Raw genomic sequence first — 25,021 nt, 5'->3', positions numbered from 1 at the left:
TTTTCACACAGGAGCATAAGAGAGATACAGTATGACATTTTATTTTTTTAAAATAAGGAGGAATAAGTAATGTCCAGAGCAAAACAGTCAATGGACGGTAATACCGCCGCAGCTCATGTAGCTTATGCGTTTACAGATGTTGCAGCTATTTACCCAATTACACCATCCAGCCCGATGGCAGATACCGTAGATCAGTGGTCTGCAGCAGGACAGGAAAATATTTTCGGTAATCAGGTAAAGGTTGTGGAGATGGAATCTGAGGCAGGTGCAGCAGGTGCCGTTCACGGTTCTCTTGCAGCAGGTGCTTTAACAACCACCTTTACAGCTTCTCAGGGTCTTTTATTAATGATCCCGAACATGTACAAAATCGCAGGTGAGCAGCTTCCATGTGTATTCGATGTATCTGCACGTACAGTTGCTACACAGTCTTTAAATATTTTTGGTGATCACAGTGATGTATATGCCTGCCGTCAGACAGGTTTCGCTATGTTATGTGAGACCAACCCACAGGAAGTTATGGACTTAAGTCCGGTTGCTCATCTTGCAACAATCGAAGGAAAAGTTCCATTCATCAACTTCTTTGATGGTTTCCGTACATCCCACGAGATCCAGAAGATCGAGAAATGGGATTACGCTGATCTGAAAGAAATGTGCAACATGGACGCAGTTGCTGCATTCCGTGCACATGCATTAAATCCGGAGCATCCGGCTATGCGTGGTTCTCATGAGAACGGAGACGTTTTCTTCCAGCATCGTGAGGCTTGTAACACAGCTTACAACGAGTTACCGGCAATCGTTGAGAAATACATGGCTAAGATCAACGAGAAGTTAGGAACAAACTACGATTTATTCAACTACTACGGAGCAGAAGATGCTGACCGTGTTATCGTAGCTATGGGTTCTGTAAACGACGTAGCAGAAGAGGTAATTGATTACTTAACAGCTAAGGGTGAGAAAGTCGGACTTATCAAAGTTCGTTTATATCGTCCATGGGTATCTGAGGCATTCTTAAAAGTTCTTCCTAAGACAGCTAAGAAAGTTGCTGTTCTTGACAGAACAAAAGAGCCAGGTGCACTTGGTGATCCGTTATACTTAGATGTAGCAACCACACTTCGTGAGGCAGGTCTTGATACAATCGTATTAACAGGCGGCCGTTACGGATTAGGTTCTAAAGATACACCACCTTCAAGTTTATTCGCAGTATACAAAGAGTTAGAGAAAGATGCTCCAAAGAGCAGATTCACCATCGGTATCGTTGATGATGTTACTAACTTAAGTTTACCGGAAGTTAAACCGGCTCCTATCACTGCAGCAGAAGGTACAGTTGAGTGTAAATTCTGGGGTCTCGGCGGAGATGGTACTGTAGGTGCTAACAAGAACTCTACCAAGATCATTGGTGACCACACAGATAAATACATCCAGGCATACTTCCAGTATGACTCCAAGAAAACTGGTGGTATCACAATTTCCCACTTAAGATTTGGTGACAAACCAATCAGAAGCCCGTATTACATCAACCAGGCAGACTTCGTAGCATGCCACAACCCATCTTATGTAACAAAAGGATTCAAGATGGTACAGGATGTAAAACCAGGCGGAGTATTCATGATCAACTGCCAGTGGTCAGATGAAGAATTAGAGCATCATTTAAATGCTGCTGCTAAGAAATACATCGCTGACAACAATATTCAGTTATACACCATCAACGCTATCGATAAAGCTATCGAGATCGGTATGGGTAAACGTACTAACACAATTTTACAGTCTGCATTCTTCAAATTAGCAAACGTAATGCCAATCGAAGAGGCTGTAGATTTCATGAAACAGGCTGCTAAGAAATCCTATGGTAAGAAAGGTGATGCAGTCGTAGAGATGAACTACAAAGCAATCGACGCTGGTGTTGATGCAGTTCATAAAGTAGAGGTTCCGGCTTCCTGGTCTAACCCGGCAGCAGATCCGGCTCCTAAGAAATTAACAGGTCGTCCAGAGACAGTTAAGATGGTAGAAGATTTAATGAACCCGATCTCCTTAATGGATGGTGATTCATTACCAGTTTCTGCATTCATGGGCAACCCTGATGGACAGTTCGAGCATGGTGCAGCAGCATACGAGAAACGTGGTACAGCTGTAACAGTTCCTACATGGAATGCAGAGAAATGTATCCAGTGTAACCAGTGTGCATTTGTATGTTCTCATGCAACAATCCGTCCGTTCATGTTAAGTGAGGATGAAGTAAAAGCAGCTCCTTCCAATATCAAAGTTGCTGATACAAAACCAAAGGCAAGCGAGTACAAATACACAATGAGCGTATCTCCATTAGACTGTATGGGATGCGGCGAGTGTATCACAGTATGTCCGGTTGGTGCTATCGAGATGGTTCCACAGGAATCTCAGGCAGACGAGCAGCCAGTATTCGATTACTTAGTTGCTAACGTAAGCAAGAAACCTGGTATGCCGGCAGACAACACTGTAAAAGGTTCTCAGTTCAACCAGCCATTACTTGAGTTCTCAGGTTCTTGTGCAGGATGTGCAGAGACATCATACGCTCGTTTGATTACTCAGTTATTTGGTGAGCATATGTATATCTCCAATGCAACAGGATGTTCCTCTATCTGGGGTGGTCCGGCTGCTACATCACCATATACAGTAAACAAAGACAGTAAAAAAGGACCGGCTTGGGCTAACTCCTTATTCGAGGATAACGCTGAGCATGGTTTAGGTATGCAGATTGGTCAGGAAGTATTACGTGATCAGGCTATCGCAAGCGCTGAGAAATGTGCTGCTTCTGACAAAGCAAGCGCTGAGTTAAAGGCTGCATTTGATAAATTTGTTGAGACAAAGAACGATACAAAAGCAAATACACCTGCAACAGAAGCTCTTGTAGCAGAGTTAGAGAAAGCTGCAGCAGCTGGATGCCCAGACGCTAAGGCAGCTCTTGATAAGAAAGATTACCTCGCTAAGAAGTCCGTATGGATCTTCGGTGGTGATGGTTGGGCATACGATATCGGATTCGGCGGATTAGATCATGTTCTTGCTTCCGGACATAACGTAAATGTTATGGTATTCGATACTGAGATGTACTCCAATACAGGTGGTCAGGCTTCTAAAGCTTCCAACATCGGTGAAGTTTGTCAGTTCGCTGCTGCTGGTAAAGATATCGGCAAGAAGAGCCTTGCAGAGATCGCTATGAGCTATGGTTATGTATACGTAGCACAGATCGCTCTTGGTGCAAACATGGCTCAGGCTGTTAAAGTTTTAGCTGAAGCAGAAGCTTACAACGGACCTTCTTTAATCATCGGTTATGCTCCATGTGAGTTACACGGTGTTAAAGGCGGAATGAACCACTGCCAGGATGAGATGAAGAAAGCAGTAGCTGCTGGTTACTGGAACTTATTCTCCTTCAATCCTGCACTCAAAGCAGAAGGAAAGAACCCATTTACATTGACATCTAAGCCAGGTGATGGTTCTTACCAGGATTTCCTGAACAACGAAACACGTTACAGCCGTCTGACAAGATCCTTCCCAGAGAGAGCACAGAAACTCTTTGCTGCATCTGAGGAAGCTGCAAAGGCTCGTTATGAGCACTTACAGAGACTGGTTGAGCTTTACAAATAAGCTGCAGATCTTGTCTGAATTGATGTAAATTTCCAAAGCCCGGAAAGGTATAAGCCTTTTCGGGTTTTTTGTAAGTCAGAAGCTGGTGATAAAATAAACTTTTGGTTACAGGATTATAACTGGAGCATGGAACAGATAGCAGGCGGTCCAATAGATAAGATGTATCTGTGAAAATATGTCGAAAATTATATCATAATTGTATACAAAGTATATAATTAGCATAATACGAAATTGTGTATTGACAAAAACAGGGTAAAAACGTATAATAAAAATACATATAGAGGGTAGTTCACATGCAAATGTACTAAACCGAAAAAGTAAGACGCTTATGATTGCGTGTGCTTTTTCGGTTTTTTTGATTTTGAATGCAGATGTGGTAGAGTAATGTGACTTGTTGTTTAGAGGGGGGAAACAAATGCAGCAAATTAATGGAAAGATTGCATTCGGAGGAATTGCGATTGGAAAAATCAAAGAAGTTTTTAAAGAAAACAATGTGGTAAGACGTGTGAAAATTGATGACACACAGGCAGAAATTTCACGTTTTAGAGCAGCCAAAAATCAGGCAACAGAAGAATTAAAGGCACTTTATGACAAGGCAGTCAAAGAAGTTGGTGAAGCAAATGCAGCAATTTTTGAAGTACATCAGATGATGTTAGAGGATGAAGATTATCTGGATTCTATTCGTAATATCATAGTAGCGCAGTCTGTGAACGCAGAATTTGCTGTAGCGACGACGGGAGATAATTTTGCAAGGATGTTTGCGGATATGGATGACGATTATATGAAAGAACGTGCAGCAGATGTAAAAGATATTTCTGAACGTGTGATCCGTATTTTATCCCGGAAGGAAGAAACTGTGCATGCGGCCGATGAAGAAAAATATATTATAGCAGCGGACGACCTTGCTCCGAGCGAGACAATTCAGTTAGAACGGGAGAGAGTGCTTGCATTTGTGACAAGACAAGGCTCTACAAATTCTCATACAGCCATTCTTGCCAGAACGATGAATATTCCGGCATTGGTATCAGCGGCAATTCCAAAAGAAGTGAATGGAAAGTATGCAATTATAGATGGATTTAAGGGTATTTTGATCCTTGATCCAGAGGAAGAAATATTAAAAGAATACGAGAAAAAACAGCAGAATGAGAAGAAACGTCAGGAATTATTACAGCAGTTAAAGGGAAAACCGACTGTTACAAAAGATGGAAAAGAGATCAAACTCTATGCTAATATTGGTGAGGTAAAAGATTTAGGAGCTGTTTTACAGAATGATGCAGCCGGAATCGGACTTTTCAGAAGTGAGTTTTTATATTTGCAGAGTGATCATTTTCCAACAGAGGAAGAACAGTTTCAGGCCTATAAAACGGTTGCAGAAGTGATGGCTGGAAAAAAGGTGATCATCCGCACATTAGATATCGGAGCAGACAAGCAGATAGATTATTTTGGACTTGATCGTGAGGATAATCCGGCATTGGGATATCGTGCAGTAAGAATCTGCCTGAACCGGCCGGAAATTTTTAAAACACAGTTAAGAGCGTTGCTGCGTGCAAGCATGTTTGGCAATATTTCCATTATGGTTCCTATGATCGCATCTGTATGGGAAGTGAAAAAAGTAAAAGAAATCATGGAGGAAGTGAAAGCGGAATTGTCTGCAGAGGGATTGCCATATAAAGAAGTTGAATTTGGAGTTATGATCGAGACTCCTGCAGCAGTTATGATCGCAGATGATCTCGCAAAAGAGGTGGATTTCTTTAGTATTGGAACCAATGACCTGACACAGTATACGCTTGCTATTGACAGGCAGAATGCAAAACTTGACCGTTTCTATGATTCACATCATCCGGCAGTACTCAAAATGATCCAGATGGTCATTGACAGTGCCCATGAAGAAGGAATCTGGGCAGGAATTTGCGGAGAACTTGGAGCAGATCTGACTTTGACAGAAACATTTGTGAAAATGGGCATTGATGAATTATCGGTATCACCTGCAATGGTGCTGCCTGTAAGAAATAAAATAATAAATGCATAATCTAAGCATAGGAGGAAATTAAAATGAAATCATTCAGTTACACAGTAAAGGACGAATTGGGTATTCATGCAAGACCGGCGGGAATGCTCGTAAAAGAGGTTAAAAATTTTAAAAGTAAAGTAACTCTCGAAAAAGACGGAAAAGTAATTGATGCAGCCCGTCTGATGGCAGTTATGAGTATGGGAGTAAAAAAAGACCAGACTGTGACTATAACAGTGGAAGGTACTGACGAAGATGCGGCATATGATGCATTAAAATCTTTCTTTGAAACAAATTTGTAAGATAATTAGTTATTGTGTACAGGTTTTTGAAAAAAGTATGGTGGATATTAACAAAAAAACAAAAATAATAAGAATAAAACTTGACATAATAAACAATGAATGCTACAATTTATTTAGATAGAAACAGAGCACATTGGATTGTTACTGGTAAGCAGGCAAAACCAAATTTTACATATCTGGCTTGGATTTTGTAAAATTTGGTTTTTTTAATTATTAGGGACAAAAACGGAGTGGAATATGGTTATCCAGAAAGTGATTAATAACAATGTAATATCAGCATATGATGTGAATCAGCAGGAAATTGTTATCATGGGTAAGGGAATCGGGTTTAAGGCGCATACGGGAGAACTGATTGATGAAAGCAAAATCGAGAAGGTTTTTCGTATTGAGAATGAGAAGCTTTCCAGACAGTTTCAGGAACTTTTAGAAAATATTCCATTAGAGCACATGCAGCTTACCAGTGATATTATATCTTACGCAATAAAGAATCTGAATGTACAACTGAATCAGAATATATACATCACTTTGACAGATCATATTAATTTTGCAATCCAGAGACAGTCGCAGGGGATTCAATTGAAGAATGCATTACTTTGGGAGACTAAGAGGTTTTACCATCAGGAATATCTGATGGGAAAATATGCAGTTGATCTTTTGAATGAGAAGCTGGGTACAGAGTTTACGGAAGATGAAGCAGGATTTATAGCCCTGCATTTTGTGAATGCAGAATACAACACGACGATCAATGATACATTTGAAATGACGAATATGATTCAGAAGATTTTAGAACTGGTCAGGCTGGAAATGGGAATTGAGTTTGATGAGGAATCCCTGCATTATGAGAGATTTATCACTCATCTTAAGTTTTTGGTACAGCGCCTTTACCGGCATGAATTGTTGAAAGATGAGGAGATTGAATTTGCAAGGATGATGGAAAATAAGTATCCGAAGGAATATGAATGCAGTAAACATATTGCTGAATATATTGAAAAGGAATATGGCAGCGAAATTGCCAGCGAGGAAATCATGTTTCTGGCGATACATATAAAACGTGTGTGTATGGCAGGATAAACCTGACAATAATACAGCAGAAAAGAGGTATGGAAATGTTTGATTTTTTTAAGAAAAAAGAAAAAGGGATTGAGATAGGTTCACCAGTAAAAGGAAAAACGGTTGCGATCAGTAATGTAAGTGATCCAACTTTTGGAGAGGAGATTTTAGGAAAAGGTGTTGCAATTATTCCTGCGGAAGGCAGGATATATGCACCGGCCGATGGTACGATTGAGATGTTATTTGATACGATGCATGCAGTAAGTATGACGACTTCAGAAGGTGTAGAACTGCTCATACACATAGGACTTGATACGGTTGCATTAAAGGGAGAACATTTTACTGCATATAAAGGCAATGGTGATTCTGTGAAAAAGGGAGAACTGTTGATAGAGGCTGATCTTGACGCAGTAAAAAAAGCCGGTTATGACGTGATCACGCCTGTGGTTGTGTGCAATACATCAGATTATCAGACAGTGGAAACAGTGACAGATCAGGAAGTAGAACCTGGCGACACAGTATTGATTCTAAATAAATAAAGCGCAATATACAGTTGTTAGTGTGAAAAATAAGATTTTTCACACGCAAGATTTGTGCTTACGCACAAACTTGAGATGCAAATGAAAACGTTGTTTTCATTGAAAGACAGCGCAAGAATGGAGATTAAAATGTATTTTAGCCGTACTTATAACGGCATAAAATAAAACGAAAAGGGATAAAAAAAAGGAGGAGCTTTTATTATGATGAAGTATTTACAGAAATTGGGAAAAGCATTAATGCTTCCTGTAGCGTGTCTTCCAATCTGTGGTATCTTAATGGGTATTGGATATGCGCTATGTCCATCTACCATGCAGGGGGGCGATGTTTCCGGTATCGTTCAGATGATCGGTTTCTTCCTTGTAAAAGCAGGAGGAGCTTTGATCGATAACATGGCAATTCTTTTTGTTATCGGTGTCGGCGTTGGTATGGCAGATGATAATGATGGTACAGCAGCTCTTGCAGCTTTGGCATCATGGTTAATGATGACAAACCTTCTTTCTACAGGGGTTGTTACAACGTTAATGCCGGTAATTGCAGAGAATGAGACAAAAGTGCTTGCATTCAGTAAGATTGCAAACCCATTTATCGGTATCCTTGCCGGTATCATCGGTGCAACATGCTACAACAAATTCAAAGGTACAAAATTACCTGACTGGTTATCATTCTTCAGTGGTAAGCGTTGTGTAGCAATCGTTGCAGGCGTTGTTTCTATCATTGTATCCGCAATCTTATTATTCATCTGGCCTTTATTATTTGGAGCATTAGTTTCAATCGGTGAAGGAATTGTTGGATTTGGTCCTGTTGGTGCAGGTATTTATGCATTCTTAAACAGATTGCTGATTCCAACCGGATTACATCATGCACTGAACAATGTATTCTGGTTTGATACGATCGGACTTGGGGATTTACAACATTTCTGGGCAGGCGAGACGTCGGCAGATGTAACATGGGATTTGGGTATGTATATGTCTGGATTCTTCCCATGTATGATGTTCGGTATTCCGGGTGCAGCTCTTGCTATGATTCAGACTGCTAAGAGTAATAAGAAGAAAGTTGCAATCGGTCTGGTAGCCTCCGCAGCTGTTTGTGCATTTGTCTGTGGTGTTACAGAGCCATTTGAGTTTGGTTTCATGTTCCTTGCACCGGCACTTTATGTTGTATATGCATTATTATATGGTATCTTCACAGTGATTACGGTATTAGTTGGATTTAGAGCAGGTTTTAGTTTCTCTGCTGGAGCAACAGACCTTCTTTTCTCTGCAACCCTTCCGGCAGCAAAGAATACCTGGATGATCATTCCACTTGGTATTGCAGCATTTATTGTATTTTATGTTGTATTCCGTTTCGCTATCACAAAGTTTGATCTGAAAACTCCTGGTAGAGAAGACGATGATGTGGAAGCAGAGAAAAATGTCGACCTTGGGAGCAGTGATTACACAACTGTAGCGGCAACAATTTTAGAAGGTGTTGGTGGTGCAGCAAATATTAAAAGTATTGATAACTGCATTACAAGACTTCGGCTTGAGGTAAAAGACAGTTCTTTAGTAGATGAGAAGAAAATCAAATCAGCAGGGGCTGCTGGTGTTATCAGACCAAGTAAAACAGCTGTTCAGGTTGTCATTGGAACAAAAGTCCAGTTCGTAGCTGATGAGTTCAAAAAATTATGTAGATAATCAAAAACATACTATTTGTGAAATGAAATCATATTGAAGAAAAAATAATCCCTTTTTTGACAGAGGCGGTTCCAGTTGGAATCGCTTCTTTGTCATCTATGCGATCCTTAATGAAAATATAAAGTTTCACAGTCCACATGTTTAACATAATGGAAAATAATTTATTGTTTACAAAGAAAAACGATAATGATAGAATAACCATGATATATTGCGAAAAAAATCAGAAAGGGGGAAGAAGTGGACACAGATGGCAGGTTTATGGCAGATGGTATTCAGACAGCTTCAACCCCAGAAAAAGCGGGCCATACCGCAGAATGTACGTCATTTGGACCGGAAAAAGCCGGAAGAGAGCGGACAAATGAACAAACAGGAACAGGAAAGGACACAAAAGGACGTGGAAAATGAAGATTTACTGATCAGTCAGATCGATGAGTTTCGTGAAAAAGCAAAACAACTTCAGGTGCTTCTGGCAGCAAAAGAAAGTAAAGCGGCGGAACTGCAGTCACTTGTGGATGAGAGAGCGGACAAGGCACAGGAGTTAGAACATATTTTAACAGAACGTCAGGAAGAGGCGGACAAGATTGTTACCGAGTTTGGACGGAAAGTAGATGCGCTTGCTGATAAAGTGACGACGAAAATGACAGAGATTGAGGCAGGTCTTACCGGACAGGTGGCTGATATCAGGAAAACCAGTGAGGAACAGATTGCCTTAAATCGTCAGATGAATGAGGAGCAGACGGCTTCTAACCGGAAATTAAACGAGGAACAGATTGCGGCGAACAAGCAGTTCTTAGAGGAACAGGCAATTGCCAACAAAAAGCTCAGTGAAGGACAGATTGCGGAGGTCAAGGAGCTGTTAGAGAATGCAACGTCACAGTTAGAGTCTATTAAGACGGATCTTTCTGAAAAAGTACACACGGAAAATGTCAAATGTTATCGTAACATACAGGATCTGTTCAATGAGTTTGATTCTAAAATTGAAAAAATGGATGAGATGGAAGGCGGCGTTGATTCGGTGAAAGGATATGTGAAGCTGCTATCCTGGTTTTCAATTTTAAATTTTGTGGTATTGATCGTATTTATATTATATTCTATGGGAGTATTTCGCTTTTAACAGTACACATGACGCCGGCGCTGCCAGCGTCTGTTTCTTTCTTTTTTAGAAATAAAAAAGAAGAGTCCGGCAGTAATAAATCAGAGAAATAGCTGCTAATTTTTAGGTAAAGAGAGGAATTTCATGAGCGCAGAAAAGAGAAAAGTTTGGGTTGTAGGGCATAAAAATCCGGATACGGATTCTATTTGTGCAGCTATCTCTTATGCATATTTAAAAAATCAGACAGAAAACGATAAAACCTATGTGGCAAAACGTGCCGGAGCAGTAAATGCAGAGACACATTATGTGCTCGATTATTTTGGGGCACAGGAACCAGAGTTAGTTACCTATGCGGGAACACAGATTAAGGATATTAATTACAGAAGAACGGCGGGAGTAAGCAGCCAGATTTCCCTGAAACGTGCATGGGAGACAATGAAAAAATTAGAGGTTGTAACGCTTCCGGTAACCAATCAGTTTGGAAAACTCGAAGGAATTATTGTAACAAAGGATATTGCAACGTCTTACATGGACGTTTTTGATAATCATGTGTTATCCCAGGCACGAACACAGTATAAAAATATTGCGGAAACGTTGGATGGAACGATCATCGTTGGAAATGAGCATGCATATTTTGTAAGAGGAAAGGTAGTGGTAGCGACCTCGAATCCGGAATATATGGCAGATTATATCGAAGATGATGACATGGTAATCTCAGGGGACCGGGAAGAGGCGCAGAAACAGGCTATCGAGTCAAATGCAAGCTGTCTGATCATCGGTGGGGGAATTGAAGTCAGCGAGGATGTACGCGCCCTTGCGGAAAAACATGACTGTATCATTATTACAACGCCGTTCGACACATTTTCAGTAGCACGTCTGATCAATCAGAGTATGCCGATCAAGCAATTTATGACGCGGAAAAATATCATCACATTTGGTATAGAGGACTATGTGGACGAAGTGAGAGAGACGATGTCAAAAATCCGACACCGTGATTTCCCGATCTTAAATGAAAACGGTAACTATGCCGGTATGGTTTCCCGTCGTAACCTGATGAATATGCAGAAGAAACAGGTGATCCTTGTTGACCACAATGAGAAGGCACAGGCGGTAGACGGAATTGATGAGGCAGAGCTGTTAGAGATCATTGATCATCATCGTCTTGGCAGTCTTGAAACAGTTTCGCCGGTTTATTTTAGAAATCAGCCACTCGGCTGTACCTCAACGATCATTTATCAGATGTATCAGGAAAAGGGCGTGGATGTGCCAAAACAGATTGCAGGACTTTTACTGTCTGCCATTATTTCTGATACGCTGATGTTCCGTTCACCAACGTGTACACCGTTAGATAAATCTGTGGCGGAGGCGCTTGCAGTGATCGCGGAAGTAGACATTGAGACTTATGCGAAAAATATGTTCCAGGCGGGCAGTAATTTCAGCGGAAAGTCCACGGAGGAGATCTTTTATCAGGATTTCAAGATATTCCATACCGATGACTGTGATTTCGGAGTGGCACAGATCAGTGCTATGAGCCGGGAAGAACTAGACAAAGTGGCAGAACAGATACGCCCGTTTATGGTACAGGTGCTTGCAGAAAAGAAGATAGATATGGTCTATGTCATGCTGACGGATATTTTAGAGGAATCCTCAAAAATTATTTTTGACGGGGAGAATGCAGGCAGGATTTTAGGAGCCGCGTTCCGCAAAGAAGAGCGGGCTGATGGTATTTTGTTAGACGGAATTGTTTCCAGAAAGAAACAGTTCATACCGACGCTCATGAATGAAATGGCAGAGCGTCAGTGAGAAGCAGTGTCAAAATAGGATGAGAATAACAGAATGTGTGTCCTGCGAACATTTTATTATCATAAATTAAGATTTCAGGTTTTGGAGAGAGTCCCTTGGGGCTTCTCCAAAACTTTTTTTATATGCACGCGAAAAAGTTGAATAATTTTTAAAACCGCAGGCATAGCAGACTTCGGTGATTGGCATTCCTTCTGCAATCAGATCTTTTGCTAAAAGCAGCCGTTTGGTCGAGAGATAATTGCCGATCGTGTAACCGGTCTGGTCTTTAAACGTATGCATCAGATAAGAGCGGCTTAAGAAAAACCTCGCAGACAGTTTGTCGATGGAGATATCCTCGGTCAGATGTTCACTCAGATAATTTAATACCGTGATGATTTTTTCGTCGGAGGCAGTATCATTGATAAATTCGATGCCATCGTGCATGGCAGCACGGTTTAACTGTATCATAAATTCTAAAAATAAAATTTTCTGATGCAGGGAAGCTGCAAAATCTTTATCATTTACAGACTGGTCAAGTGCCTGTATCGCAGTTTTTAACTTTGCAGCACGCGAACCCTGAAAACGCAGCACGTGTGACTGTTCTGTGGCAGCCTGGCTCAGACAGTGTGAAAGATCAAAATCGGACTTTTCATATTTTTTCAAATAATCCGGTGAAATGTAGATGATGATACGTTCATAAGGAGATTCTGACTGAATGATCGGCCGGTGAACCTCCCCGGCGTGAACTAACACGATATCATTAGGGGCAAGCTGATAAGAATGTCCCTCGATGCAATAAGTGATATCACCGTTTAACAGGATTAAAATCTTGTGAAAATCGTGATAATGATAAGAAAAATCCTTTTTATTCTGGTCTTTCAGATGAAATAATTTAAAACTGGATGTCAGATAACCGACTTTTTTATATTCCGGCATACAGGTACTCCTTCCGAATCAGATTAATAAAATGCTTTTCAAATCCAACCCTAACACAAAAAAGCACAATTTGCAATATACACAGCACTAGACGAGTATATATTTTAAAAAGTGTTTTATATAATAGAACCATATGAAAGAAAAGTTATAGGAAATAAATGTTAAAAAATTTGAAATAATAAGAATGAAAAAGAAGGAGAACGGCATGAAGAATTTCAGCAATTACAATGATTACAGTACAAAAGAAGAATTACATTTTGAATCAAAGGCAGTACACGGAGCACTTGGAACGGAACCGCTTACCGGAGCAGTCAGCATGCCGATCTTCCAGACGGCTACTTTCCGTCATCCGGCACTTGGAGAATCCACAGGATTTGCATACAGCCGTCTTGAGAATCCGACCAGACAGGAATTAGAGCGTACTATGGCGATTTTAGAGGGAGGTATCAAAGGATTTGCATTTTCCAGCGGACAGGCGGCAAATATGGCAGTATTTTCCCTGTTAAATCCGGGAGAGCATGTGATCTTATCTGACGATATCTATGGTGGAACATTCCGTATCATCGGTGATGTTTTTGGAAGATACGGCATCGAGCACACTTATGTGGATATGTCAGAACTTGATGAGGTAAAGGCAGCCATCCGTCCGAATACAAAAATGTTATTTATCGAGACACCGACTAACCCGATGATGAAGGTGGCAGACATCCATGCACTTTCTGAGATCGCAAAGAGTATCGGAGCACTCACGGTTGTTGATAATACATTTTTAACACCATATTTCCAGAAACCATTACAGCTTGGTGCAGATATCGTAACACACAGCTCCACAAAATATTTAGGCGGACATAACGATACGATTTCCGGTATCGTGGTTGTAAAAGATGACGAGGAGATTGCAGAAAAGATCCATGTCCATATCAAATCTCACGGCAGTCAGCTTGCACCGCTTGATAGCTGGCTGATCTTAAGAGGAATCAAGACATTGCCGGTTCGTATGGACAGACACAACGAGAATGCGAAGAAAGTTGCAGAGTGGCTCAGAACACAGCCGAAAGTACAGAAAGTGTATTATGTAGGTTTTGAAGATCACAAAGATTACGCAGTGACGAAAAAACAGACAACTGGTTTTGGCGGAATGATCTCATTTACTGTTGACAGTTTTGAGACAGTAAAGAAAATCTTAAAAGGTGTTGATATGATCATGTTTGCAGAGAGCCTTGGAGGAACAGAGACACTGATCACATACCCGACAACACAGACACATGAGGATACACCACTTGACATCAAAGAGAAACTTGGTATTACAGACTGCTTCCTTCGTATGTCAGTCGGAATTGAAAATGCAGAAGATATCATTGCAGACCTTGACAGGGCAATGAATGCATAAAATGGAGGATTACCATGAAATTTACAAAAATGCAGGCATTTGGAAATGATTATGTATATATTGATGCCGTTCACCAGGATATTAAAAATTTACCGGAGCTGGCACGGTTTGTCAGCGACAGACATTTTGCCATTGGATCAGACGGAATGGTTTTGATCTGTCCATCCGATAAGGGAGATTTCCGGATGCGGATGTTCAATCCGGATGGTTCAGAAGGAGAAATGTGCGGCAACGCACTCCGTTCTGTCGGAAAATATGTTTATGACCACAGGCTGACCGATAAGACAGAACTTGTGATCGAGACACTTGGTGGGATGCAGCATCTGAATCTGACGGTAACGGATGGTCTGGTATCAAACATCCGAGCAGATATCGGGGAACCGAGACTGGATACGAAAGTAATTCCGGTAAATACAGATTTAGAGCAGTTTGTAGAGCAGCCGGTGGAGGTGCTGGATAAAACATTTCATATCACGGCAGTATCCTGGGGCAATCCACATTGTGCAATGTTTGTGGATTCTGTCGCAGACCTTGATGTGGAGCGTTACGGAAAGACAATCGAGCATATGACATCGTTGTTTCCAAATAAAACCAATGTTACATTTGCAGAGTTTGTAAAGCGTGATTATATCAAGATCCGTGAATGGGAACGTGGGACCGGTGAGACGATCGGATGTGGGACAGGCTGTTCGACAGCGGTTGTTACAGGTGTTCTGACCGGACGTACAGACCGCAAAGTTACTGTGGAGCAGATTGGTGGACCTCTTCTGATCGAGTGGGATGAGAAAACAAACCATTTATTTATGACGGGACCGTCACACACTGTGTTTGAAGCGGAGATTGATGCATCACACATTTTAGAAAAATAAAAAGATATTATACAGGGGCTGCCGTGCAGAATGTACGGCGGCTTTTCGTGGTCTTGAACAATATAGGGAGAAAAAATGAAGTTAAGTAAGATCTGTGAAAAGATAAAATACGAATGTTTACAGGGCAGCATGGAAGCAGAAGTCAGAGACATTATCTATGATTCAAGAAAGATTGCAAAGGAAACCATGTTCGTCTGTATGGTTGGAGCAGTGACGGATGGTCACAAATATATCCCGGATGCAGTGGAAAAAGGAGCAAGTGTCATTGTTGTGGAGCGGGCGGAGGAAGCCACGCAGATTCCTGATACGATCACCGTGTTAAAAGTGGAATCTGCACGTTATGCACTCGCATTGATGTCGGCTGCATTGTTTGACTACCCTGCAGAAAAGCTGATCACGATCGGACTGACCGGCACCAAAGGAAAGACAACCACGACATACATGATCAAAAATGTGCTGGAAGCAGCAGGCAAAAAAGTCGGACTGATCGGAACGATCGGAGCGATGATCGGAGATGAGAAGATTCCGTCAAAAAATACGACACCGGAATCTTACGAACTGCACCGCATGTTTGCTTCCATGGTAGAAGCAGGCTGTGAATATGCAGTGATGGAGGTGTCCTCGCAGGGACTGAAAATGGACCGAACAGCAGGAATCCTGTTTGATTATGGTGTGTTTACCAATCTGTCCCCGGATCATATCGGACCAAATGAGCATGCATCGTTTGAGGAATATTTAGAATGTAAGAGCATGTTATTCCGCCAGTGCAAGATCGGTATTTTAAATGCAGATGATGAGCACAGCGAAGCAGTTGCGGCAAACCATACCTGTGAGATCCACAGTTTCGGGGTGGAAGATGGCAGTGAAAAAACGTTTCTTGGCAAACCGCTTGATCTGGTTGCAGCGGATCTTGGATTTATCAAGGAAAACGGAAAACTCGGTATGCATTTCCATGTGAAAGGATGCATGGACTGCGAGGCAAGAGTGCATATTCCGGGAAGATTTTCAGTATATAATTCACTGGTAACAATGTTAGTCTGCCATCTGGCAGGAATTTCAGATGAGGCAATCTTAGACGGTCTGGATAAAGTGCAGGTCAAAGGACGTGTGGAAATGCTTCCGGTATCGAAAGATTATTATCTGATCATTGACTACGCACACAATGAAGTCAGCACCAGAAGCGTGCTTACGACATTGATGGAATATCATCCGAAACGTCTGATCTGTGTCTATGGCGGCGGCGGAAACCGTTCAAAGCTGCGCCGTTATGATATGGGTGAGGTAACCGGTGAGATGGCAGATCTGTGTGTACTGACCTGTGATAATCCGAGAGATGAAGACATCCGCGATATCAATAAAGATATTAAAGTCGGACTTGCAAGAAGTAACGGAAAATATATCGAGATCGACGACCGGAAAGAAGCGATCGCATACTGCATGGTAAATGCCCAGCCGGGAGATATGATCGTATTGCTTGGAAAAGGCCACGAAGATTATCAGGAGATCCGCGGTGTGAAATACCATTTTGATGAGCGCGAGGCAGTTGCGGAAGTTTTAGATGAGATCAAAGAGGGAAAGCGCACAAAATAAAAGAATACGAAATTGGAGGAAATATTTTGAATACAATTACCGTAGAAGAACTGGCACAGAAAGGAACAGAAGGTCTGCAGCTGATCGACGTCCGTCCGGAAAATGATTTTTCACGCGGGGCGATCGACGGTGCCATCAATCTTCCGTTAGAAAAGATCGAAGCGGGTGAGACAGATATTTTAAAGAAAGACCAGCCGGTTTATCTGTACTGCCATGTGGGGGAAAACAGCAGGGATGCAGCAGAGATACTGGATGATGAAGGCTATGATACCATCAATTTAGAGGGTGGTTACCGTGCCTGGTTAAGATACCAGCTCACGCGTGTGACGATGGAGGATGATTCAAGAAAAGAGCGTACCGAGCAGATTGAAAAAAGCCTGATCAAAAAATTCAGAAAGCCGGTCTGGAGCCGTTTTACCAAGGCACTTCATGATTATGAAATGATCCAGGATGGCGATAAGATCGCGGTATGTATTTCCGGTGGAAAAGATTCCATGCTTTTGGCAAAACTGTTTCAGGAATTATACCGTCATGGAAAACGCAATTTTGAACTTGTTTTCCTGTGTATGAATCCGGGCTATAATGAGGAAAACTGGCGTATTATCCAGGAAAATGCAAAACTGCTTGATATTCCGCTCACGACATTTGAAACACAGATTTTTGATTCTGTTGCAGAGGTAGATAAGAATCCGTGTTATCTGTGTGCGAGAATGCGGAGAGGATATCTTTATTCAAAGGCAAAAGAGTTAGGATGTAATAAGATCGCACTTGGACATCATTTTGATGACGTGATCGAGACGATCCTGATGGGAATGTTATACAGTGGAAAAGTTGAGACAATGATGCCAAAACTTCACAGCCAGAATTTTGAGGGAATGGAACTGATCCGTCCACTTTATCTGGTAAAGGAAGAGGACATCAAGGCATGGCGTGACTATAACCGCCTGCAGTTTATCCAGTGTGCCTGCCGTTTTACGGAAAACTGTACAAGCTGTGGCGGGGCAAAAGGCTCCAAGCGTGAGGAAATGAAAGATCTTGTCACCGAACTGCGCAAAAAAAGTGAATTTATTGACAGCAATATTTTCAACAGCGTCAGCAATGTGAATTTAAAGACTATCATTGGATATAAAAAAGATGGAGTGTACCATAACTTCCTGGATGATTATGATGCAGATTAAAGCGGATTTTTCGTGTATAAGTAGGCGAATAAATGTGGTAGAAAATTGAGACGAAAATCCTTACTTTTAAAGTAGGGGTTCGTCTGGTGTTTAAGAAGGAATCCTGTTGGCGGGGTTCCTTTTTTCGATTCATAGGAAATTACGTCCTATGAATCAAAAAGCCCTCCGGGCAGGATACGCATCTCGCGGAGAAGAAGTTAGCTGTAAACAGCACCGCTCGAGCGCAAAAGAGTCGCGAGCGACTCTTTTTTATCAGCACTGCGAATCTGCTTACTCGCAAACGGGAATCATCGTTACACTGAAAAAAATATCCGCGAAAGGAGTTCACCTATACAATGAAAGCCCACAAAACAATCAACTACGAATACAAAAATGCCCCAATCCCAGGCGGCGGATACGTCACCGGACTGTTATACCATCCCAGACAGCCCGGTATCCTCTACGCCAGAACAGACATCGGCGGTGTTTACCGGTATGATTACGAAAAAAAACACTGGAAAAGTCTGATCGATGGCGTGAGCATGGAGGATATCTCTGAAACATTTCCAATCGCATGTGCACTCGACGAAAATCATCCGGAATATTTATATATTATGAGCGGTATCAACGGGCAGGGCTATGGAAAATTTTCTATTTCAGAGGATTATGGAGAGACATTTATCCATAAAAAGATACCTGTGACTGTCCATGGTAACCTGTGCGGAAGAGGAACCGGATATCGTCTGGCAGCAGATAAAAAGGATGAGAATATACTTTATTTTGCAAGTCAGTTAGATGGTCTGTGGAAAACCACGGACAGAGGAGATACCTGGAAGAGACTTACTTTAGAAGAAAATTACATGACATGTGTCTGGGTGTCAGATGATGCAAAAACGATCGTCGCAGGGACAGCAGGCTATACGACGAGAGAAAATGATAAACTGCGTGGTCACAGCCTGTATGTTTCCTATGATGCAGGCCAGTCATTTGAAAGGCTGATGCAGCCAGAAAATGTTTTAGTCAGTGACAGTAAAATGAACGGTCTGGTGGCATCACGTTATAATTATGATGGAACTTATCTTTATGTGACGATGAATGTTACCGGAAGATGGAATTATGTGGTCGATCTCGGATACAGCTGCGATTCCGGGGATGTGATCGGTGGAAAAGTACTCCGTTATTATTTTTCGGAAGGGAAAATTGCAGGATATGATGATATCACGCCGGATGCGGATGGTGTATTGACAAAAAAATTTTTAAATTATGGATTTGGCGGGATTTCCTCCTGTAAAGCGATGCCCGGACTTTTGGTCTGCTCGACACTTTGCCGGGAAAAAGAGGGTGATGAGATCGTATATCTTTCCAAAGATTATGGTAATAGCTGGAGTGTGAGCCTGTGCGGACTTGAAAAAGGAGATCTGTATTTTAATACTTCCTATATGAAGCCGGAGTACAATGGCAATCATTGTCTGCTGCACTGGATGAGCGATATTAAGATCAATCCATTCGATCCGAATGAGGTATGGTTTAATTCCGGAACCGGTGTTTTTATGACGGATGCACTGCTTGGTGAACATCCGCGTTATCATGATGCATGTGCAGGAATCGAGGAGACGGTTCATCTGAATGTATATGCCCCGGTCGCCGGAGAAGCAGAACTTATTGATATCGTCGGGGATCTTGGCGGTTTTGCGTTCCGTAATCTCGATGAACCATGTAAAAATTCATTTGACGACAGGGAAGGCAACCGCTATATTACCTGTATCAATGCAGATATTTCCGATGCAGACAGCAATCTTGGCATTGTGACGGCACGGGGAAACTGGAAAGGGAAAACAAAAGGCGGTCTGGTGCGCACCCGTGATAATTTTAAAACATTTGAGCGGATCAGCATGCCGTTTGGCATCAATGCAGAGATTGACCGAAAACTGCATGAGATTGAAAATCCGAATGTAAATGCCGGCTGGGTGGCAATGTCACCGGACGGTACAAATATTGTCTGGTCTGTGGCAGATGGCATCAGGCTTCCGGTGGAACTGGTGATCATCAGCAATGACGGTGGGAAAAATTTTCAAAAAGCAGGCGTATTTGATCTGAAAGGAAATCCTGTCAAAAAGGGTTACCTGAAAGTCTTTTCTGACCGTACTGGTAATGATTTGTTTTACGGTTTTGGCGGTGCGTCTGAAATCTATGTGAGCAGGGACGGCGGTAAAAACTTTTACCAGAAGCAGCCGGAAGAAACATTTCCTATCTGCGATTTTGGTTATATTGATACTGCAAATAAGACGGAAGTGCGCGGTGAGGGTGGAAAAAGCGGTGTATTTTACATGGCATTAGGTGACGCGGGACTTTATAAATTCTGCTATGACACCGGAACAGATGAAATTCATGTAAAAAGGCTGACAGATGCGAAAGATGCATGTTACCGCATGGGACTTGGTGTGATCGGCGAAGGAAGGGAGTATCTGACAGAGGAAAAGGCGATTTATTTCTGCGGACGTCTTGATGGGGAATATGGATTTTACCGTACCCTTGATGAGGGAAAGTCGTATGAGCGGCTGAACCGGGAGAATCAGATGTATGGTGAGATCAACAGCATCGACGGCGATAAGAGAAAGTTTGGCAGATTTTTCCTTGCGACAGGGTCACGCGGCGTTCTGTATGGAGAGATGTTGAAATAATCTGACAGGGCAGAATGTTTTGCAAATTTGTATTAACTGGAAAAAGGACGGAAAATTTTACAAATTTATATCAACTGGAAAAAATGATAAATACAGGAAATAGCAAGTTATATTAATTTTGAATGATTCATATAAGAGAGGAAAAGTTAGATGAGAGTTTACGAAGAAAATAACAGACTGGTAATTGCAGATGGAACATCGACATTGTGGTTAGAACCATGGGGAGAAAATTCTTTCCGTGTGCGCATGACGAAGGAAGCACAGATGGATGCACATGACTGGGCGCTGACCGAGGAAGTAAAAAAATGCCCTATTCAGGTGGAATGCAGGGAAGTTGACACGACAGATCCGTGGTATCGCGGAGAAGAATTTGCAAAATATCATCAGACCGGAAACGTATACACGGTAAAAAACGGAAAGATCACGGCGGTGATCTCCCCGGAGGGATGGATCAGCTATTTTAATCAGAAGGGAGGGCTTCTGACCGAAGAGTACTGGAGAAACAGAAACCGGATCAACCGCTATTGCGTGCCACTGCGTATTGATGCAAGAGAATTAAAACCGATTCCAGGAAGTACAGATTACGAACTGACCATGCGTTTTGAAGCATTTGATGATGAAAAAATATTTGGTATGGGGCAGTATCAGGAAAAAAATCTGAATAAAAAAGGTGCGATATTGGAACTGGCACACAGAAACAGCCAGGCGAGTGTACCATTTATGGTTTCAAACAGAGGTTATGGATTTTTCTGGAATAATCCGGCGATTGGGACAGCCATTTTCGGAGCAAATAAGACTGAGTGGCATGCAAAGAGCACAAAGAAACTGGATTATTTTATCACGGCGGGAGATACACCGTTTGAGATTGAAGAACAGTATTCTGCGGCAACCGGAAGAACACCGATGATGCCGGAATATGGTATGGGATACTGGCAGTGTAAGCTGCGTTACCGCAATCAGGATGAGATACTTGCAGTTGCAAGGGAACATAAAAAACGCGGACTTCCGATGGATGCGATCGTGATCGACTTTTTCCATTGGACAATGCAGGGTGAATTTAAGTTTGAGCCGAGAGACTGGCCAGATCCAAAAGCAATGGTGGATGAATTAAAGAGTATGGGAATCGAGACGGTCGTATCTGTCTGGCCGACGGTGGATGAGCGCAGCGAAAATTATGGGGAGATGAATGACAGGGGATATCTTGTCACACCGGATCGAGGACTGTCCTATCATATGAGCTGGATGGGTAATACGGTATTTTATGATGCGACAAATCCGGGAGCACAGAAGTTTGTATGGGATAAATGTAAGGAAAACTACTATAAAAACGGAATCCGCTGTTTCTGGTTAGATGAGGCAGAGCCGGAGTATGGTCCTTATGATTTTGATAATTACCGCTATTATGCGGGACCTGCATTACAGTGCAGTAATATTTATCCGGTCGGTTATGCAAAAGGATTTTATGATGGCTTAAAAGCGGAGGGAGAGAAAGACATCATGAGTCTGGTGCGCTGTGCATGGGCTGGCAGCCAGAAATACGGTGTCCTTACCTGGTCCGGGGATGTGTATTCTTCGTTCCGTTCTATGAGAGAACAGCTTCAGGCAGGAATTAACATGTGTGTGGCAGGCATTCCGTGGTGGACATCAGATATCGGAGGATTCCTTGGTGGGGATATCAAAGATCCGGCATTTAAGGAGCTTTTAGTCCGCTGGTTTGCATGGGGTGCATTCTGTCCGGTATTCCGTATGCATGGAGAACGTTCGCCGTGGTATGAGAGGGAACAGGAGTTTATCGATGGTGTGCGCCAGCTTACCTCCGGTCAGGATAATGAGGTATGGAGTTTTGGAGAGGATAATTATGAGATATTGAAAAAATATCTGTTTATCCGTGAGCGCCTCCGCCCGTATATCCGTTCCTGCATGGAACAGGCAAGTAAGACAGGGGCACCGGTGATGCGTCCGCTGTTCTTTGATTTTGCAGAAGATAAGGAGAGCTGGAACGTGGAAGATGCATACATGTTTGGCCCGGATCTTTTGGTGGCACCGGTCATGGAAGCCGGAGCGACAGAACGCAGGGTTTATCTTCCGTCTGGTACAAAGTGGACAGATGCATATACGAAAAAAGTATATGAGGGTGGAAACTATGTGACAGTACCGGCACCGATCGATGTGATTCCGGTATTTATGAGAGAAGGAACTTCTTATCCAATTTATGAATGAGCAAAAAAATTCCCAACACAGCGTTTGCAGCCGCTGTGTTGGGAATTTTCATATTAAGAAGGGGGTTTAAGTCATAGTGACTACGGAAACCCAACTGTTAAATATTTAACAGCAAATTTATTATGCACCCAAAAGTACTAAAAATCCAGTGAACATATTGTGAATTTTTGTATTTTAATTGTTAATAAATGAAAGAGAACCGCGAAAGTGGACTGCGGACGACTTGACGTTTCCTTTGCTTTTCCCGTATAATAAAAAAGTATGGGTAAATGCCTGATTATTTTTTGGAATGGAGAATAAAATGTCAATAGATCAGAGTAAAATCAGAAATTTTTGTATTATAGCACATATCGATCACGGCAAATCAACGCTTGCTGACCGTATTATAGAAAGAACAGGAACACTGACCAGCAGGGAGATGCAGGCACAGGTTCTTGATAATATGGATTTAGAGCGTGAGCGTGGAATCACGATTAAGTCACAGGCGGTTCGTATCATTTATAAGGCAAATGATGGGGAAGAATACATTTTTAACCTGATCGACACACCTGGACACGTCGATTTCAATTATGAAGTGTCACGAAGCCTTGCAGCCTGTGATGGTGCGATTTTGGTTGTAGACGCTGCACAGGGCGTGGAGGCACAGACACTGGCAAATGTATATCTTGCATTAGACCATGATCTTGACGTGATGCCGGTTATTAATAAGATCGATCTTCCGAGTGCACAGCCGGATGAGGTGGTAAAGGAGATCGAGGATGTGATCGGTATTGAGGCGGAGGATGCACCGCGTATTTCCGCTAAGACCGGTTTAAATATCGATCAGGTGTTAGAGCAGATCGTGACGAAGATCCCGGCGCCGACCGGAGATAAAGATGCTCCGCTTCAGGCGCTGATCTTTGATGCACTTTATGATTCCTATAAAGGAGTCATCGTATTCTGCCGTATCAAAGAGGGAACGGTAAAAGTGGGAGATACCATCCGTATGATGGCAACCGGTGCACAGTCCGAGGTCACAGAGATCGGATATTTTGGTGCAGGACAGTTTATCCCATGTGATGAGCTTGCGGCGGGAATGGTAGGTTATATCTGTGCAAGCATCAAAAATGTCCGTGATACCCGTGTCGGCGATACCGTGACGAATGCCAACCGTCCATGCAGTGAACCGCTTCCGGGTTACAAAAAAGTCAACCCGATGGTGTACTGCGGTATGTATCCGGCAGACAGTGCAAAATATCCGGATCTCAGAGATGCACTGGAAAAATTGCAGATCAATGATGCTTCCCTGCAGTATGAACCGGAGACATCTTTAGCACTTGGTTTTGGATTCCGCTGTGGATTTTTAGGATTACTTCATTTAGAGATCATTCAGGAACGTTTAGAGCGTGAGTTTAATTTAGACCTTGTGACAACGGCACCGGGAGTTATTTATAAAGTGCATAAGACAAACGGTGAGGTCATTGACCTGACAAACCCGTCAAACCTCCCGGATCCGTCTGAGATCGAATACATGGAAGAACCTGTTGTATCGGCAGAGATCATGGTGACGAGTGAATATGTCGGCGCAATCATGAAGTTATGTCAGGAACGCCGCGGTGTTTATCTGAGTATGGAATATTTAGAGGAGACGCGTGCACTCATCAAATATGATCTGCCGTTAAATGAGATCATTTATGATTTCTTTGACGCATTAAAATCACGTTCCAGAGGTTACGCATCTTTCGATTATGAATTAAAAGGATATGAGCGTTCCGAGCTGGTAAAACTTGACATTCTGATCAATAAAGAGCAGGTGGATGCCCTTTCCTTTATCGTATTTAAAGACAGTGCCTACGAGCGCGGAAGAAAAATGTGTGAAAAGTTAAAGGAAGAGATTCCGAGACATCTGTTTGAAATACCGATCCAGGCGGCTGTCGGTGGTAAAGTTATCGCGCGTGAGACAGTCAAGGCAATGCGCAAGGATGTGCTTGCAAAATGTTATGGTGGTGATATTTCCCGAAAGAAGAAACTGTTAGAGAAACAGAAAGAAGGAAAGAAACGTATGCGTCAGGTCGGAAATGTTGAGATTCCGCAGGAAGCATTTATGAGTGTTTTAAAACTGGATGAGGATTAAAA

The 25,021-nt window shown here is 42.3% G+C and carries 16 protein-coding genes; 15 read left to right on the top strand and 1 reads right to left on the bottom strand.

All coding sequences use genetic code 11. From position 1 onward, the window contains the following. Window positions 1-69 precede the first annotated feature (69 nt). The 8 genes from nifJ (at window position 70) to DXA60_RS02830 (ending at window position 12,084) form a co-directional block, all read left to right on the top strand. Complete coding sequence (gene nifJ, locus DXA60_RS02865) at window positions 70-3,615, top strand: pyruvate:ferredoxin (flavodoxin) oxidoreductase (protein ID WP_117919352.1); 3,546 nt, start codon at window positions 70-72, stop codon at window positions 3,613-3,615. A gap of 415 nt (window positions 3,616-4,030) precedes the next feature. Then, complete coding sequence (gene ptsP / locus DXA60_RS02860) at window positions 4,031-5,644, top strand: phosphoenolpyruvate--protein phosphotransferase (protein WP_117919350.1); 1,614 nt, start codon at window positions 4,031-4,033, stop codon at window positions 5,642-5,644. A 23-nt stretch (window positions 5,645-5,667) separates the two neighbouring features. Continuing rightward, a complete protein-coding gene (locus tag DXA60_RS02855) occupies window positions 5,668-5,925 on the top strand; it encodes an HPr family phosphocarrier protein (protein WP_117919348.1) in 258 nt (85 codons plus the stop codon). A gap of 237 nt (window positions 5,926-6,162) precedes the next feature. Then, on the top strand, window positions 6,163-6,996 hold the full coding sequence (gene licT / locus DXA60_RS02850; RefSeq protein WP_117919347.1) for a BglG family transcription antiterminator LicT: 834 nt from the start codon (window positions 6,163-6,165) through the stop codon (window positions 6,994-6,996). Window positions 6,997-7,031: 35 nt separating this feature from the next. Then, window positions 7,032-7,514, top strand: a complete 483-nt coding sequence (locus DXA60_RS02845) for a PTS sugar transporter subunit IIA (RefSeq protein ID WP_022112008.1) — start codon at window positions 7,032-7,034, stop codon at window positions 7,512-7,514. Window positions 7,515-7,718: 204 nt separating this feature from the next. Further along, entirely contained in the window at window positions 7,719-9,188 is a 1,470-nt protein-coding gene (nagE, locus tag DXA60_RS02840; protein WP_334294384.1) for an N-acetylglucosamine-specific PTS transporter subunit IIBC, read from the top strand. Between the two features lie 247 nt (window positions 9,189-9,435). Beyond that, a complete protein-coding gene (locus tag DXA60_RS02835; protein WP_117919341.1) occupies window positions 9,436-10,302 on the top strand; it encodes a hypothetical protein in 867 nt (288 codons plus the stop codon). A 123-nt stretch (window positions 10,303-10,425) separates the two neighbouring features. Then, entirely contained in the window at window positions 10,426-12,084 is a 1,659-nt protein-coding gene (locus DXA60_RS02830; protein WP_117919339.1) for a putative manganese-dependent inorganic diphosphatase, read from the top strand. Between the two features lie 66 nt (window positions 12,085-12,150). On the opposite strand, the gene DXA60_RS02825 is transcribed toward DXA60_RS02830, so the two are convergent. Further along, on the bottom strand, window positions 12,151-12,999 hold the full coding sequence (locus tag DXA60_RS02825) for a helix-turn-helix domain-containing protein (protein ID WP_117919337.1): 849 nt from the start codon (window positions 12,997-12,999) through the stop codon (window positions 12,151-12,153). A gap of 205 nt (window positions 13,000-13,204) precedes the next feature. Between DXA60_RS02825 and DXA60_RS02820 the strand changes: the two genes are divergently transcribed. The 7 genes from DXA60_RS02820 to lepA all read left to right on the top strand — a co-directional run bounded on the left by DXA60_RS02820 (window position 13,205) and on the right by lepA (window position 25,019). Continuing rightward, window positions 13,205-14,389: a trans-sulfuration enzyme family protein gene (locus tag DXA60_RS02820; protein WP_117919335.1), complete on the top strand. Its 1,185-nt coding sequence runs from the start codon at window positions 13,205-13,207 to the stop codon at window positions 14,387-14,389. Between the two features lie 14 nt (window positions 14,390-14,403). Further along, on the top strand, window positions 14,404-15,258 hold the full coding sequence (dapF, locus tag DXA60_RS02815) for a diaminopimelate epimerase (protein WP_117919334.1): 855 nt from the start codon (window positions 14,404-14,406) through the stop codon (window positions 15,256-15,258). 75 nt (window positions 15,259-15,333) lie between these two features. Next, window positions 15,334-16,848 (top strand): UDP-N-acetylmuramoyl-L-alanyl-D-glutamate--2,6-diaminopimelate ligase, encoded by a 1,515-nt coding sequence (locus DXA60_RS02810; RefSeq protein ID WP_117919332.1) that lies wholly within the window; start codon window positions 15,334-15,336, stop codon window positions 16,846-16,848. A gap of 26 nt (window positions 16,849-16,874) precedes the next feature. Then, on the top strand, window positions 16,875-18,026 hold the full coding sequence (locus DXA60_RS02805; RefSeq protein ID WP_117919330.1) for an ATP-binding protein: 1,152 nt from the start codon (window positions 16,875-16,877) through the stop codon (window positions 18,024-18,026). Between the two features lie 335 nt (window positions 18,027-18,361). Continuing rightward, on the top strand, window positions 18,362-20,686 hold the full coding sequence (locus DXA60_RS02800) for an endoglucanase (protein WP_117919328.1): 2,325 nt from the start codon (window positions 18,362-18,364) through the stop codon (window positions 20,684-20,686). A 150-nt stretch (window positions 20,687-20,836) separates the two neighbouring features. Beyond that, complete coding sequence (locus tag DXA60_RS02795) at window positions 20,837-22,906, top strand: glycoside hydrolase family 31 protein (protein WP_117919326.1); 2,070 nt, start codon at window positions 20,837-20,839, stop codon at window positions 22,904-22,906. 301 nt (window positions 22,907-23,207) lie between these two features. Then, complete coding sequence (gene lepA, locus DXA60_RS02790; protein WP_117919324.1) at window positions 23,208-25,019, top strand: translation elongation factor 4; 1,812 nt, start codon at window positions 23,208-23,210, stop codon at window positions 25,017-25,019. The last annotated feature ends 2 nt before the right edge of the window (window positions 25,020-25,021 follow it).

The sequence above is a fragment of the Roseburia sp. OF03-24 genome, assembly GCF_003463035.1.
In the GTDB taxonomy this organism is placed as follows: domain Bacteria; phylum Bacillota; class Clostridia; order Lachnospirales; family Lachnospiraceae; genus Roseburia; species Roseburia rectibacter.
Note: the sequence above shows the minus strand (reverse complement) of the source record. Positions and strands in the feature narration are given on the sequence as shown.